The organism is Ancylobacter oerskovii (assembly GCF_018390555.1).
In the GTDB taxonomy this organism is placed as follows: domain Bacteria; phylum Pseudomonadota; class Alphaproteobacteria; order Rhizobiales; family Xanthobacteraceae; genus Ancylobacter; species Ancylobacter oerskovii.
The window spans coordinates 163,464-178,474 of sequence record NZ_JAHBGB010000033.1; the positions used below are offsets into that span (position 1 = coordinate 163,464).

Sequence of the window (15,011 nt, forward strand, 5' to 3'; positions counted from 1 at the left end):
GCTAATCGCCGTCGGTCTCGGCGACGAGGTCGAGGAAGGCCTGCGCCGCCCGGGTGCGGTAGCGCTCCTTGTGCCGTAGCGCGAGGAAACGGCGTGGCGGCAGCGGGAAGGCGATCTCGGCGAGCGTGCCGGCGCGGATGGCGGCGGCGGCCACCCGGCGGGACAGCACGCTGACGCCGCTGCCGGCCTCCACCGCCGCCCGCACCGCTTCGTTGGAGGGATATTCCAGCGCCACGTTCAGCCGCTCCGGCGGCAGGCCGAGCCCGGCGAGATGGGCTTCCAGCACGGCGCGGGTGCCCGAGCCCGGCTCGCGCAACACCCAGGGGCCGGCGAGCAGTTGCTCCGGCCCGGTGGGCGCGCGCCAGGCCCAGGGATGGGTGACCGGCGTCACCAGCACCATCTCGTCCTGCGCCACCGGCCAGACGGCGAGCGCCGGATCGTCGAGCTCGCCCTCGGCAAAACCGAGATCGGCCTCGCCGAGCCGCACCTGCCCGGCGACGAAATCGGTGTTGCCGATGGCGATCCGCACGGAGATGCCAGGGTGACGGGCGCGGAACCGCTCCACCTGCCGCGGCAGCCAGTAGCCGGCGATGGTCTGGCTGGCGGCGAGAGAGAGCGCGCCATGGGCGAGGCCGGAGAGATCGGCCAGAACCTTCTCGGCCGCCGCCGCCTGCGCCAGCACCGCCCTAGCCTCGACGAGGAACAGGCGGCCGGCTTCGGTGAGTTCGATGCGGCGGCCGATGCGATCGAACAGCTTCGTCGCGTAGCGCGCCTCCAGCGCCGCGATGGCGGCGCTGGTCGCCGACTGGGTGAGGTTGAGGTCGGCCGCCCCCTTGGTGACATGCTGCCGCGCGGCGACGGCGACGAAGATGCGCAGCTGTTCGAGGGTCATTGCGGTCCGTCGGCGAGGCTCATGCGGTGATCTTCACCAGCATAAGACTGAAACCGGCGATGAAGGCAAAGGCCGCGAAGCCGAGCGCGAAAGGACGTGCCCCCTTGGCCTTCAATTTCGCGAAACTGGTCTCCAGCCCCATCGCCGCCAGCGCCATCGACAGCAGGAAGGAGGTGGCGACGACGAGGTGCGCCTTCAGCTCGGCCGGTATGTTCACGACGCTGTTGACGCCCACCAGGGCGAGAAAGCCGAGCACGAACCACGGCATGGGCGGGCGGGCGCCGCCGGCGTCGGCGCCCTGCCGGCGGGCACGCCGGGCGGCGGCGAGGCCGAGGCACATGATCACCGGCGCCAGCAGCATCACCCGCGACAGCTTGGCGATGGTGCCGAACTCGCCGGCGGCGGTGCCGTCCTGATAGGCGGCAGCCACCACCTGGGCGATCTCGTGGATCGAGGCGCCGGCCCACAGGCCATAGGCCTGCGGCGAGAGGTCGAGCGCGCCGACCAGCAGCGGGTAGCCGAGCATGGCGATGGAGCCGAACACGGTGACGCAGGCCACCGCATAGGCGACGTCCTCGTCCGGTGCGCGGGTGACGGTGTTGGCGGCGATCACCGCCGAGGCGCCGCAGATCGAGGTGCCGGCAGCGATCAGTTCGGCGAGGCCGCGCTCGACGCCGAGCCGCCGGCCGAGCCAGACGGTGAAGAGGAAAGTGGCGACCAGCGTCAGCGTGATCACCGCGAGGCCGGTGCCGCCGACCTCCGCCACCTGGGCGGCGGTGAGCTGCAGGCCGAGCAGCACGATGGCGGCGCGCAGGATGCGGCGCATCGCGAAGGCGACGCCGGGCCGGGCGCGCGCCGGCGTGCCGAGGACGTTGTGCAGGGCCATGCCGATGACGATGGCGAGGATCATCGGGCTGAAGCCACCGAGATAGGGAAGCTGGCGCAGGCCGAAGGCGGCGGCGGCGATGGCGGCGGTGAGCGCGAGGCCGGGCCACAGCGCCAGCAGCGGCGCGGCGAGGCCGGACCGCGGCGCCGGCTGGGCGATGAAGGTGGCATGCGAACGAGCGGCCATGACCGGATTTCCCCGATGCCGGGCGGTCCGGCGATGGCCATTGATCGCAGGCGATAATCAATCGATCCAACGCATTGTTTGGATCGTTCCGTTCGTCAAAACCGAATGGTCAAGTGCCGCGATGGGCGATGAAGTCGATCTCCACCCGCGCGCCATAGGCGAGGCCGGTGACGCCGACACAGGTGCGGGCCGGCAGCCGGCCCTCCGGGAAATAGCGGCGATAGGTCTCGTTGAAGACGGGATAGTCCGCGTGGAATTCGGTGAGGAAGGCGCGGGCGCAGACCACATGCTCGAAGCCGAGCCCGAGCCCGGCGAGCACGAGACGCAGATTCTCCATCACGTTGCGGGTCTGCGCGGCGATGCCGTCCGGCAGCACGCCGGGCGCCGCCGGCGTATCCGGCATCTGGCCGGTGACGAAGACGAAGCCGTCGCATTCGACGGCATGGCTGAAGGGCGCCACCGGCTTCGGGCCACCGGCGATCATATGGAAGAGGGCGGACATAGGGGAACACTCCAGGCGGGAAGACACCGGCGCCCGACAGCAGCCGGGGCCGGGGGACGCGCCCATGCAAGCACAGGGCCGGCGCCATGTCGCGCCGCGCGCACCCGCCGCCGGGACGCTGCGGATCTCTCCCTCGCGGGTCTTGCGTCGCGATCGCCGCTTCGCCTCCCGACGCTGCCGCCGAGATCCGTCCGCCGGCCTCGCCCCGCGGAAGCTGCGCGGAATGGGGGCACCCGCCATGAGGGCGCCGCGCGTGCAAGCCATGGCCTCGCGGCGAAAAAGCGAGGCGCGACAGCACCCCGCGGCCCCGCGGCGCGACCCGGTCGCGATCCAAGAAAAAGGCGAGACCTGCTCAAAAAACAGGCGTGCCTGACATTTCGAATTTGTATAGCGTTTTTCACGCCTCCCGACAGGGACGAGGCACCGGGACACCGGAGCTAACTATCTGTCACAAAGGCAATTTCGCGGTACCAAGAATAGACACTTTCCAGAGGGGCACAGCTCCTTGAGCGCCGCGTTTCCACCCGCGGGAAACGATCGGCGACGGCACGCAGCACGATGGGCCGGCCCTACCCGGACGGCACCGCAGGGAGACGCAGCATGATGACCAAACGCTTCCGCCGGTGCCTCGCCGGCGCGCTCACCGGAGCGGTTCTGGCGGCCGCCGCGGCGCAGCCGGCCGCCGCCGGCAAGATCGCCATCGGCCACACCGTCTGGGTCGGCTACGGCCCGCTCTACCTCGCCAAGGAGCTCGGCTTCTTCAAGGAGAACGGCGTCGACGTCGACTTCCAGGTGGTGGACGATTCCGCCCTCGCCATGGCCGCCCAGGCGGCCGGCAAGCTGGACGGCACCGCCACCACGCTGGACGAGATCCTGAAGTACCGCTCGCCGGAATTCTGCTTCAAGGCGGTGGCGCTGTTCGACGAGAGCCATGGCGGCGACGGCATGGTCTCCCTGAAGGAGATCAACTCGCTGAACGACCTCAAGGGCAAGACGGTGGCGCTCAACGAGGGCTCCACCTCGCAGTTCTGGTTCTCCTACCTCCTGAAGAAGCAGGGCATCCCGCTGAAGGAGGTCGAGGTGCTCAACATGAGTGCCGACGCCGCCGCCGCCGCCTTCATCGCCGGCCAGGTGCCGGTGGCGGTGACTTGGGAGCCGAACCTCACCCTGGTGAAGACCAAGAACGCCGGCAAGGTGCTGACCGACAGCGCCGCCACCCCGGGCGTGATCGTCGACGTGCTGGAGATCTCCTGCTCGGTGCTGAAGGACCGGCCGGCCGACGTGAAGGGCTTCGTCGCCGGGCTGCAGAAGGCGGTCGACTACATCAAGACCAACCCGGAAAAGGCCTATGCCATCATGGCCAAGGGCGTCGGCGGCTATCTGAAGGAGCCGAAGGACTTCGCCGACGCCGCCTCCGGCGTGAAGTTCTACGACAAGGCGATGACCGTCGAATATCTCGGCACCCCGGAGAAGCCCGGCAAGGTGACCGAGGTGATCGCGCTCGGCAACGAGATCTGGACCGACCTCGGCAAGATCAAGAAGCCGATCGAATACAAGGACATCATCGACGCCAGCTTCACCCAGTGATCCGCTCGCTGTGACCCTTGCGGGACGCGGTGCGCCGCGTCCCGGCCCGCTTCGAAACCGGTGATGCCCGCATGGCCCGCAAGCGCTCCCTCGTCGACCTCTGCCTGACGCCGAAAGCCGAGATTCCCACCGGCCTGCGCTTCGCGGTGTCGACGCTGGTGTGGCTGGCGGTGATCGGCACCTGGTCGGTCGCCACCTATGGCGGCTTCATGCAGGAGATCTTCCTGCCCTCGCCGACCGCCGTCATCGCCGCCTTCTTCCGCCTGTTCGAGGACGGCACGCTCGGCCAGCACATCTGGGCCAGCGTGCAGGTGGTGGTGGTCGGCTTCGTCATCTCCTCGGTGATCGCCGTGCCGCTCGGCCTCCTGATGGGCACCTTCCGGGTGGTGCAGGCCGGGCTCGAGCCGCTGGTGAACTTCATCCGCTACCTGCCCGTCACCTCCTTCGTGCCGCTGTTCATCCTGTGGATCGGCATCGGCATCGAGCAGCGGATCATGGTGATCTTCTTCGGCACCTTCTTCCAGCAGCTGGTGATGATCGCCGACGTCTCGCGCGGGGTGCAGAAGGACCTGATCAACGCGTCCTATACGCTCGGCGCCACCCGCCGCGACGCGGTGCTGCACGTCCTGACCCCCGCCGCCATGCCCGGCGTGCTCGACACGCTGCGCGTCACCATGGGCTGGGCCTGGACCTATCTCGTCGTCGCCGAGCTGGTCGCCGCCTCCTCGGGCCTCGGCTACATCTCGATGAAGGCGATGCGCGGCTTCCAGGTCGACGTGATCTTCCTCGCCATCGCGGTGATCGGCCTCCTGGGCCTGCTCACCGACCTCGTCTTCCGGCTGCTGCGGATGCGGCTGGTGGCGTGGGCGAACTAAAGGAGCCGACCATGACCGCCGTGACCGCCCTGCGCGAGGTTTCCGCCGCCACGAGTCCCGCCGCGCCGGCCGCCCCGCGTTTGCGCATCGAGGATGTGCGGCTCGAATACACCACGCGGCAGGGCAAGACCGTCCTCGCCATCGACGACATCTCGCTCGACGTGCCCGACAACCAGTTCGCGGTGATCGTCGGCCCGTCCGGCTGCGGCAAGTCGAGCCTGCTCTATCTCGTCGCCGGGCTGAACGAGCCGACCTCCGGCCGCATCCTGCTCGGCAATGAGGAGGTCGACGGGCCGGGGCCGGACCGCGGCATGGTGTTCCAGAGCTACACGCTGTTCCCCTGGCTCACCGTGCGCGAGAATGTCGAGTTCGGGCTGAAGCGCCGCAAGGTGCCGGCCGCCGAGCGCGACGAGATCGTCAACCGCTACCTCAACGAGACCGGCCTCGCCGCCTTCCACGACGCCTATCCCAAGCAGCTCTCCGGCGGCATGATGCAGCGCGTCGCCATCGCCCGCGCGCTCGCCAACGACCCGAAGATCCTGCTGATGGACGAGCCCTTCGGCGCGCTGGACAGCCAGACCCGCAATTCGATGCAGAAGCTGCTGCTGCGGGTGTGGGAGCAGCACAAGAAGACGGTGCTGTTCGTCACCCACGACATCGACGAGGCGATCCTGCTCGCCGACCGCATCTATGTGATGACCGCCCGCCCCGGCCGGCTGAAGGAGGAGGTGGTGGTCGACATCCCCCGCCCGCGCGCGCTGGACATGGTGATGGACCCCGAGTTCATCGCGGTGAAGCGGCACATCCTCGAGTTGCTGAAGAACGAGATCAAGGACGACGAGCATTAGGCTCGGCGGCGCGTCATGAACTGGCTGTCCCTCTTCGAGCTGACCGGCCGCAAGGCGCTGGTGACCGGCGCCAGCCGGGGCATCGGGCGCCTCATCGCGGAGGCACTTGCCTCCGCCGGCGCCGATGTCGCCATCGCCGCGCGTTCGCGGGCCTCGCTGGCGCAGACCGCCGCCGGGATCGAGGCCGCCGGCCGGCGCGCGGTGGCGGTGGAGATCGACGTGAGCGATGCCGCGCGCTGCCGCGCCGGCGTGGCGGAGGCCGCCGCCGCGCTGGGCGGGCTCGACATCCTCGTCAACAATGCCGGCATCGAGCAGGTGTGTCCCTCGCTGGATGTCGAGGAGGAACTCTGGGACCGCATCCTCGATACCAATCTCAAGGGCGCGTTCTTCTGCGCGCAGGCGGCGGCGCGGGCGATGAAGGCCGCGAACCATGGCGGCGCCATCGTCAATCTGTGCTCGCTGACCTCCGAGGTCGGGGTGCCCACCGCGGTGCCCTATGGGGCGTCGAAATCCGGCCTGCTCGGCATGACGCGGGCGCTGGCGGCGGAATGGGCGCCGCTCGGCATCCGGGTGAACGCCATCGCGCCCGGCTATTTCCGCACCGACATGACCGACGTGTTCTATGCCGACGAGGACTGGCAGAAGGCCATGCTCGGCAAGATCCCGCAGGCGCGCTTCGGCGAGCTCGGCGATCTGGCCGGAGCGGCGATCTTCCTTGCCTCGCCCGCCTCCGCCTATGTCACCGGCCAATGCCTGCCGGTCGACGGCGGCTATCTCGCCTCGATCTGAACCGCTCAGGAATCAGGCAGCGGCGCGAAAAATTTGGCCTCACGGCGCGGTGAATATGGCTATACATATTCTATCCGAATGAGGCGTGATCCCGAAGGAACGGCCATGTCGGACATCTGCAATCTCCACGAGCTCGCCACCCTCGACGCAGAGGCCCGCGCGGCGCTGCTGAAGCGCTCGGAGACCGACCTTTCCGCCTTCATCGACAAGGTGCGGCCGATCGTCGAGGCGGTGCGCACCGAGGGCGACGCGGCGCTGGCCCGCTTCGGCCGCGACCTCGACAAGGCTGAGATCACCGCCGACCGGCTGAAGGTGACGGAGGAAGAGTTCGACGCCGCCTTCAAGGCGGTGGAGCCGGAGGTGATCTCATCCATCCGCTTCGGCATCTCCAACATCCGCAGCTTCCACGAGGAACAGGCGCCCGAGCCGATGTGGCTGAAGGAGGTACGCCCCGGCGCCTTCGCCGGCGACCGCTTCACGCCGATCCAGTCCGTCGCGCTCTATGTGCCGCGCGGCAAGGGCGCCTTTCCCTCGGTGACGATGATGACGGCGGTGCCCGCCAGCGTCGCCAAGGTGCCGGACATCGCCATCCTCACCCCGCCGACCGCCGACGGCGGCGTCGATGCGGCGACGCTGGTGGCGGCACGCCTCGCCGGGGTGGAGACGGTGTATAAAAGCGGCGGCGCCCAGGCGGTGGCGGCGGTCGCCTATGGGACTGAAACCGTCGGCAAGGCGCTGAAGATCGTCGGCCCCGGCTCGCCCTGGCTGGTGGCGGCCAAGCGGCTTTTGTCCGGCATCATCGATACCGGGCTTCCCGCCGGGCCGTCCGAGGCGATCATCTTCGCCGACGGCACGGTGAACGGCGCGGTGGCGGCGCTCGACCTGCTGATCGAGGCCGAGCACGGGCCGGATTCCTCCGCCTATCTCGTCACCCATTCCCGCGAGGTCGCCGAGGCGGCGCTGAAGGCCTTGCCCGAGCACTGGGGGCGAATGACCGAGCAGCGCGTCGCCTTCTCCAAGGCGGTGCTAACCGGCAAGAGCGGCGGCATCGTGCTCACCTCCTCGGTCGAGGAGAGCATCGATTTCATCAACGCCTATGCGCCGGAACATCTGGAGATCCTCTCCACCGATCCCTTCGCGCATCTCGGCCGCATCACCGAGGCGGCGGAAGTGCTGATGGGACCGCACACCCCCGTGACCATCGCCAATTTCGTACTGGGGCCGAACGCGGTGCTGCCGACCAGCCGCTGGGCGCGCAGCTATGGGCCGCTCTCGGTGACGGATTTCCTCAAGCGCTCCTCCATCGGCTACGTCACCGCCTCGGCCTATCCCGAATTCGCCGACCATGCCCGCCGCCTCGCCCGCTATGAGGGCTTCTCCAGCCACGAGAACGCCGTCTCCGAGATCCGCGACCAATTGCTGAAGGGCTGAGCCATGAAGGCGGTGCGGCTGCATGGTGCCGGCGATTTGCGTGTCGAGGACGTGCCCTCGCCCGGCGCTTTGGCACCGGGCTGGGTGCGGCTGAAGGTGAGCGCGGCCGGCATTTGCGGCTCCGACCTGCATAATTTCCGCACCGGGCAATGGATCAGCCGCGCGCCCTCCATCGCCGGGCATGAGCTGGCCGGGGTGGTGACGGAGATCGGCGTGGGCGTGACGGGCTTCGCCACCGGCGATACGGTGGTGGCGGACTCGCGCTTCTGGTGCGGGGAGTGCACCGCCTGCCGGAATGGGCGGCACCATCTGTGCGAGAGGCTGGGCTTCGTCGGCGAGGCCTGCGACGGCGGCTTCGCGCAGGAGATCGTGCTGCCGGCGCGGCTGCTGATCCCGGTATCGCCCGATCTCGACCCGGCGGTGGCGGCGATGGCCGAGCCGCTGGCGGTGGCCCTGCACGCGGTGAAGCGGCTCGCCCCGCAGTCCGGCGAGCCGGTGCTGGTGCTCGGCTGCGGGCCCATCGGCGGCCTCGCCGCGCTGGTGCTGGCGCGCGACCATGACGGCCCGCTGCTGGTCGCCGACCGCAACGCCGCCCGCGCGGCGCTGGTGGCGCAGGTGACGGGCGGCACGGCGGTGGCGCTCGACGCCGGCGCGATCCGCACCGCGCTCGGAGGGCGGCTGCCGACGGCGGCCATCGAGGCGACCGGCTCCACCGCCGCGCTCGCCCATCTGGTCGGCGCGCTGGACGGCGGGGGACGGGTGGCGCTGGTCGGCATCTTCCACGGCCGGCTCGACCTCGATCCGAACCTGCTGGTGGAGCGCGAGCTCACCATGATCGGCTGCCACGCCTTCACCGGCGAGCTGCCGCAGGCGGTGGCGCGGCTGCCGGCGCTGGCCGCCGATCTCGCGCGGCTGATCGACCGGCAGATCGGCCTCGACGCGGTGCCGGACGCCTATGCCCGGCTGATCGCCGGCGAGGCGACCGGCCTCAAGACCATCATCCGCCCCCATGGAGTGCCGGCATGAGCCGTACCGCCGCCTTGCGGGCGCTGGCGGCACGCGACCCGCAGGCGGCCGAGGCGCCGCTCGCGGCGCTGCTGGCCGACCTGTTCGGGCTGCGCGCGACGAATGTGCGGATCAATCTCGACCGCTACAGCCTCAATTCGCTCAACGGCTTCTTCGAGACCGAGGACAGCGCCTTCTTCTTCAAGTTCCACCAGGAGGAGGGCGAGGAGGCGATGGCCGGCGAATATTACCGCGCCGACATCCTCGCCCGTGCCGGCCTGCCGGTGGACCAGCCGGTGCATGTCTCGACCGCGCCGGGCGAGCAGATCCTGGTCTATCGCCGCCGCGACGAGCCGCGCTTCTCCGACGTGCTGCGCGCGCTCGACCTCGCCGACGACGCGGCGGAACGGGCGGTGGCGATCGAGGCCGAGCGCGCATTGTCGCGGCGCCTCGCCGCCACCTATCTCGCGACGCTGCATCCGATCACGCCCGAAGAGGCGGCGGCCGAGCCGATCCACCGGCTGTTCCACGAGCGGCTGATCGACCGCAACCCGCCGCGCTATCCGGGCGGGCGGCTGGCCGATTTCTATGTCGGCAAGCGCTTCGCCTTTCCCGGCGTGGAGCTGGGGTGGGAGGATCTGGCGGCACGGCGCTTCGTGATCAACGGTCTCGCCTATGCCCGGCCGCTCGGCGAACTGTTCGACGCCGCGCAGGCGCGGTTGCGGCCGGAGCGCCTCGCCGATGCCGGCGGCGTCACCGCCCATGGCGACGCGCACAACGCCAATGTCTGGTTCACCGGCGAGGGCGGCAGCGCGCAGCTCTCCTTCTTCGATCCCGCCTTCGCCGGCGAGAACGTGCCGGCCCTGCTCGCCGAGGTGAAGGCGACCTTCCACAATGTCTTCGCGCATCCGTTCTGGCTCTACGATCCGGCGCTGGCGAGCGAGCGGTTTTCCGCCACCGCGCGGCTGGGCGAGGGGACGCTGGTCGTCGAGACCGACTGGGCGCCCTCGCCCGTGCGGCGCGACCTCATGGAGGTGAAGGCGCGGGAGGTGTGGCAACCGCTGCTGGCGGAGCTGAAGGTGCGCGGCCTGCTGCCGGCCGATTGGCGCGAGGTGATCCGGCTCGGGCTGTTCCTGTGCCCGACGCTGGTGATGAACCTGCGCGCCGGCGCCCGCTCGCACATGCCGGTCTCCTCGCTGATCGGATGGTCGGTGGCGACGATGGTCGGCTCGGCGCCGGTGGCGGGCGAGGATGTGGTCACGCGGTTCCTCGATGCGGTCGCACCCGCGGGCGGCTGATCGCGAATGCAGGCGCCTCCCGCATGCCCATGCACCCGCATACCCACGATCCGCATGTCCCCTGCACCGGAGCCACGTCATGCCCGGACTTGGTCCGGGCATCCACGTCTTAAGCCCGAAGCGGCCGGCCGAAGACGTGGATGGCCGGGTCAAGCCCGGCCATGACGGTGTGCGGAGTGGCGATGGGCGACATGACGATGGGCGACACGGCGAGGCACGGCCGTTTGCGGCCTGTCGCGCAGGAAGACATCTCCGTCTCATGGCCCTATAGGGTCTGGCCCGCAGCATCTCTTTGGAGTCGCCACATGATCGTCAATGTCGAGGACGCGCGGCAGGCGGCGCGCAAGCGGCTGCCGAAGATCTTCTTCGACTATGTCGATGGCGGCTCCTTCAACGAGGACACGCTGCGCGCCAACCGCGCCGATTTCCAGCGCTGGACGCTGGTGCAGCGGGTGCTCAACGACATCTCGGTGCGCGACCTCTCGACCGACTTCCTCGGCACCCGCCATCCCCTGCCCTTCATGCCCGGCCCGGTGGGCTTCCTCGGCCTCTATGCCGGCCATGGCGAGATCGCCGCGGCCCGGGCGGCGCATGCGGCGGGGGTGCCTTTGTGCCTCTCCACCTTCTCCATCGCCTCGCTCGGCGAGTTGCGGGCCGCCACCGCCGGGCCGCTGCATTTCCAGCTCTATGTGATGAGCGACCGGGCGATCGGCGACGAATTGCTGGCGCAGGCGGAAGCCGCCGGCGTCGACACGCTCTATCTCACGGTGGACACCGCCATCACCGGCGTGCGCGAGCGCGACGTGAGGAACGGCTTCCGGGCGCTGACGCGGATCACCCCGGGCCTTGCGCTGCGGCTGGCGGCACGGCCGGCCTGGTGCCTCGACATGCTCCGCGCCGGCCTGCCGGAAGTGGGCGCGGTGAAGCACCGGCCGGGCTTCGGCAAGGGCGTGCTGGAGCAGGCGGGCAACCTGTCGCGGCGCATCGACACCGGCCTGTCGTGGAAGGATGTCGACTGGCTGCGCGGGCGCTGGAAGGGGCGGCTGGTGCTGAAGGGCATCCTCTCGCCGGAGGACGCGCTCACGGCGCGGGCGGCGGGGGCGGACGCCATCGTGGTTTCCAACCATGGCGGGCGGCAGCTCGACGCCACCTCCTCCACCATCGCCGCGCTGCCCGGCATCGCCGAGGCGGTGGGCGGCTCGCTGGAGGTGCTGTTCGACGGGGGCGTGCGGCGCGGCGCCGACATCGTGAAGGCGCTGGCGCTCGGGGCGTCGGGCGTGCTGCTGGGGCGCGCCTATGTTTACGGCCTCGGCGCCGCGGGCGAGGCGGGGGTGGCGCGCATCCTCTCCCATCTCGCCGAGGAGGTGAGCCTGACGCTGGCGCTGATGGGGCTCACCTCGGTGGACGAACTGAAAGCGCGCGGGCGGACGGCGCTGACGGCGCGGGCGGCGTGAGGGCCGGCCGGCGGGGCGGCCTCGATTCGAGAGCTTTGGCTCATCGGGCTCCCTCATACTGAGGGACGAGCGTAGGCGGGCTTTGAGGTCTGCTCGCTCAAACGCGCCCGGACGACCATCCTTCGAGGCCCGCCTGTCGGCGGGCACCTCAGGATGAGGGGGCTTTCCTCGGGTGGGGCTTGCCTTGTGAGGGCGCTTCCCTTGTGTAGGGTCTTCCCTTGAATGGGTCCGCAGAGGAGCCCGCACAGCCGTCATGGCCGGGCTTGGCCCGGCCATCCACGCCTTCGTTTCGGCTGGCGCATTCGCCCCAAGTCGTGGATCCCCGGGACAAGCCCGGGGATGACGCCGTGTGCGAGGGTCCCGACGCGACGGACGCAACGGACGGGACGGGCCCCGCTCATCCCCGCTTCTGGTTGTAGACGTCGAGGCAGACGGCGCCGAGCAGGACGAGGCCCTTGATCACCTGCTGGTAATCGATGCCGATGCCGAGGATCGACATGCCGTTGTTCATCACCCCCATGATCAGCGCGCCGATCACCGCGCCGCCGACCCGGCCGACACCGCCATAGGCCGAGGCACCGCCGATGAAGCAGGCGGCGATGACGTCGAGCTCGAAGCCGAGGCCGGCCTTGGGCGTCGCGGTGTTGAGGCGGGCGGCGAAGATGAGGCCGGCCAGCGCGGCCAGCACGCCCATGTTGACGAAGGTGAGGAAGGTGAGCCGCTCGGTCTTGATGCCCGACAGCTTGGCCGCCTTCTCGTTGCCGCCCACCGCGTAGATCTGCCGGCCGATCACCGTGCGCGTGGTCATGAAGCCGTAGAGCGCCACCAGCGCGGTCATGATGACCAGCACGTTGGGCAGGCCGCGATGCGAGGCGATGAGATAGGCGAAATAGACGATCACCGCGAAGAACACGACGTTCTTCAGGAGGAAGAAGCCATAGGGCTCGGTCTCGATGCCGTGGCTCTCCTGCCGGGCGCGGCTGCGGAAGTTCTGCCAGACCAAGGCGAGCGCCAGCAGCGCGCCGATGGCGAGCGAGGTCGGGTAGAGCGTTCCCGCATCGGGGACCAGTTCCGGGATGAAGCCGGAGGACAGCTTCTGGAAGGCCGGCGGAAACGGCCCGACCGACTGGCCCGCGAGGATGGCGAGCGCCAGCCCCTTGAACACCAGCATCCCGGCCAGGGTGACGATGAAGGACGGGATCTTGAAATAGGCCACCCAATAGCCCTGCGCGGCGCCGATGGCGGCGCCCAGCAGCAGGCAGAGCAGGGTGGCGGTGATCCAATCAAGCCCGAACTTGACGATCAGCACCGCCGCCACCGCGCCGACGAAGCCCGCCACCGAGCCGACCGACAGGTCGATATGCCCGGTGACGATGACCAGCAGCATGCCCAGCGCCATGATGACGATGTAGCTGTTCTGCAGCACGAGGTTGGTGAGGTTCAGCGGCCGCAGCAGCGTGCCGCCCGTCACCACCTCGAAGAAGATCATGATGGCGAACAGCGAGATCATCATCCCGTATTCGCGCAGGTTGTTCTTCAGGAAGCCCGTATGCCGGGGCTTCTCCGGCAGCGCCGCCTCGCTCATGGACGCTCTCCTTCCTTGGCCCTGTTGGTGTGGCGCATGATGGCGCGCATGATCTTCTCCTGCGTGCAGTCGGGACCGGGGAACTCGCCGACGAAGGCGCCCTCGTTCATCACGCAGATGCGGTCGCAGATGCCGATCAGCTCCGGCATCTCCGAAGAGATGACGATGACTGCCTTCCCGGCATCGGCCAGTTCATTGATGATGCAGTAGATCTCGTATTTCGCGCCGACATCGATGCCGCGCGTCGGCTCGTCGAGGATCAGCACCTTCGGATCGGTGAACAGCCATTTCGACAGCACCACCTTCTGCTGGTTGCCGCCGGAGAGCTTGCCGGTCTCCTGGTAGACGCTGTGGCTGCGGATGCGCATGCGGGCGCGGTAATCGGCGGCGACCTTGAGCTCCCTCACGTCGTCGATGACGCTGGCCGGCGCCACCGCGGGAAGATTGGCCAGAGTGATGTTCTTGCGGATGTCGTCGGCGAGCAGCAGGCCCAGCTGCTTGCGGTCCTCGGTGACATAGGCGAGGCCGGCATCGACCGCCCGGCGCACCGTGGAGAGGTCCACCGGGCGCCCCTCGATCTCGACCTGGCCGGCGATCTTCTGGCCCCAGGAGCGACCGAAGATGCTCATGGCGAATTCGGTGCGCCCGGCGCCCATCAGCCCGGCGATGCCGACGATCTCGCCGCGCTTCACCTCGAAATCGACGTTGCGGATCACCTGCCGGTCGGCATGCAGCGGATGGAACACCGACCAGTCGCGGACCTTGAAGATGGTCTCGCCGATAGCCGTGCCGGAGGCTGTGGGCTCCCGCTTGGGATAGCGGTGCTCGAGGTCGCGGTCGACCATGGAGCGGATGATGCGGTCTTCCTCCACCGCACCGGCCGAGCAATCCATGGTGTCGACGGTGCGCCCGTCGCGCAGCACGGTGATGCGGTCGGCGACGCGCGACACCTCGTTCAGCTTGTGCGAGATGAGGATGGAGGCGATGCCCTGCGCCTTGAATTCCAGCAGCAGGTCGAGCAGCGCCGCGCTGTCCTTCTCCGACAGGCTGGCGGTCGGCTCGTCGAGGATGAGCAGCCGCACCTTCTTCGACAGCGCCTTGGCGATCTCCACCAGCTGCTGCTTGCCCACCCCGATATTGGTGACGAGCGTGTCGGGGTTCTCGTCGAGGCCGACCTTGGCGAGCAGCTCCCTAGCACGGCGATGGACGGCGCTGCGGTCGATGATGCCGAAGCGGGCCGGCGGATCGGTGAGGAAGATGTTCTCGGCGATCGACATCAGCGGGATCAGGGCGAGTTCCTGATGGATGATGATGATGCCGAGCGCCTCGGAATCGTTGATGTCGCGGAAGCGCCGCTCCTCGCTGTCGAACAGGATGGCGCCTTCATAGGAGCCGTGCGGATGCACCCCGCTGAGCACCTTCATCAGGGTCGACTTGCCGGCGCCGTTCTCGCCGACCAGCGCATGGATCTCGCCGGGCGCGACGGTGAGGTCGACCCCGCTGAGCGCCTTCACCCCGGTGAAGTGCTTGCTGATGCCGCGCATTTCCAGAAGGGCATTCATGAGCGCCTCACTTGCCTTCGAACCTTATGCTACGTCCCTCTCCCCTTGGGAGAGGTGGCCCGCGAAGCGGGTCGGTGAGGGGTTTCTGCGATTGCGGAGCGTCAAAGACCC

Annotated in this window: 13 protein-coding genes; 8 read left to right on the forward strand and 5 right to left on the reverse strand. The window is 69.1% G+C overall.

Annotated features, from left to right (window positions below; genetic code table 11):
* Nucleotide 1: 1 nt before the first annotated feature.
* The 3 genes from KHC19_RS15335 to KHC19_RS15345 all read right to left on the reverse strand — a co-directional run bounded on the left by KHC19_RS15335 (nucleotide 2) and on the right by KHC19_RS15345 (nucleotide 2,466).
* On the reverse strand, nucleotides 2-892 hold the full coding sequence (locus tag KHC19_RS15335) for a LysR family transcriptional regulator (protein WP_213353244.1): 891 nt from the start codon (nucleotides 890-892) through the stop codon (nucleotides 2-4).
* Nucleotides 893-911: 19 nt separating this feature from the next.
* A complete protein-coding gene (locus tag KHC19_RS15340) occupies nucleotides 912-1,964 on the reverse strand; it encodes a YeiH family protein (RefSeq protein WP_213353245.1) in 1,053 nt (350 codons plus the stop codon).
* Between the two features lie 109 nt (nucleotides 1,965-2,073).
* The gene (locus KHC19_RS15345; RefSeq protein WP_246548938.1) at nucleotides 2,074-2,466 is read right to left on the reverse strand and encodes a RidA family protein; all 393 of its coding nucleotides are present in this window, start codon (nucleotides 2,464-2,466) and stop codon (nucleotides 2,074-2,076) included.
* A gap of 600 nt (nucleotides 2,467-3,066) precedes the next feature.
* Here KHC19_RS15345 and KHC19_RS15350 point away from each other — a divergent pair.
* The 8 genes from KHC19_RS15350 to KHC19_RS15385 all read left to right on the forward strand — a co-directional run bounded on the left by KHC19_RS15350 (nucleotide 3,067) and on the right by KHC19_RS15385 (nucleotide 11,753).
* Nucleotides 3,067-4,053, forward strand: a complete 987-nt coding sequence (locus KHC19_RS15350) for an ABC transporter substrate-binding protein (RefSeq protein WP_213353246.1) — start codon at nucleotides 3,067-3,069, stop codon at nucleotides 4,051-4,053.
* Between the two features lie 71 nt (nucleotides 4,054-4,124).
* Nucleotides 4,125-4,928, forward strand: coding sequence for an ABC transporter permease (locus KHC19_RS15355; RefSeq protein WP_213353247.1), 804 nt, complete (start codon nucleotides 4,125-4,127; stop codon nucleotides 4,926-4,928).
* An 11-nt stretch (nucleotides 4,929-4,939) separates the two neighbouring features.
* The gene (locus KHC19_RS15360; protein ID WP_213353248.1) at nucleotides 4,940-5,776 is read left to right on the forward strand and encodes an ABC transporter ATP-binding protein; all 837 of its coding nucleotides are present in this window, start codon (nucleotides 4,940-4,942) and stop codon (nucleotides 5,774-5,776) included.
* Nucleotides 5,777-5,791: 15 nt separating this feature from the next.
* A complete protein-coding gene (locus KHC19_RS15365) occupies nucleotides 5,792-6,565 on the forward strand; it encodes an SDR family NAD(P)-dependent oxidoreductase (protein WP_213353249.1) in 774 nt (257 codons plus the stop codon).
* A 105-nt stretch (nucleotides 6,566-6,670) separates the two neighbouring features.
* A complete protein-coding gene (hisD, locus tag KHC19_RS15370; protein ID WP_213353250.1) occupies nucleotides 6,671-7,996 on the forward strand; it encodes a histidinol dehydrogenase in 1,326 nt (441 codons plus the stop codon).
* A 3-nt stretch (nucleotides 7,997-7,999) separates the two neighbouring features.
* A complete protein-coding gene (locus KHC19_RS15375) occupies nucleotides 8,000-9,022 on the forward strand; it encodes a zinc-dependent alcohol dehydrogenase (protein ID WP_213353251.1) in 1,023 nt (340 codons plus the stop codon).
* Nucleotides 9,019-10,299, forward strand: a complete 1,281-nt coding sequence (locus KHC19_RS15380; RefSeq protein ID WP_213353252.1) for a hypothetical protein — start codon at nucleotides 9,019-9,021, stop codon at nucleotides 10,297-10,299. The genes KHC19_RS15375 and KHC19_RS15380 overlap by 4 nt, the downstream gene beginning before the upstream one ends.
* 305 nt (nucleotides 10,300-10,604) lie before the next feature.
* A complete protein-coding gene (locus KHC19_RS15385) occupies nucleotides 10,605-11,753 on the forward strand; it encodes an alpha-hydroxy acid oxidase (RefSeq protein WP_213353253.1) in 1,149 nt (382 codons plus the stop codon).
* A gap of 397 nt (nucleotides 11,754-12,150) precedes the next feature.
* Here the strand turns inward: KHC19_RS15385 and mmsB are convergent, their stop codons facing one another.
* Nucleotides 12,151-13,338: a multiple monosaccharide ABC transporter permease gene (gene mmsB, locus KHC19_RS15390; protein WP_213353254.1), complete on the reverse strand. Its 1,188-nt coding sequence runs from the start codon at nucleotides 13,336-13,338 to the stop codon at nucleotides 12,151-12,153.
* Nucleotides 13,335-14,900 carry a multiple monosaccharide ABC transporter ATP-binding protein gene (gene mmsA, locus KHC19_RS15395; RefSeq protein WP_213353255.1) on the reverse strand — a complete coding sequence of 522 codons (1,566 nt, stop codon included), beginning with the start codon at nucleotides 14,898-14,900 and terminating at the stop codon, nucleotides 13,335-13,337. The genes mmsB and mmsA overlap by 4 nt, the downstream gene beginning before the upstream one ends.
* Nucleotides 14,901-15,011: the final 111 nt, after the last annotated feature.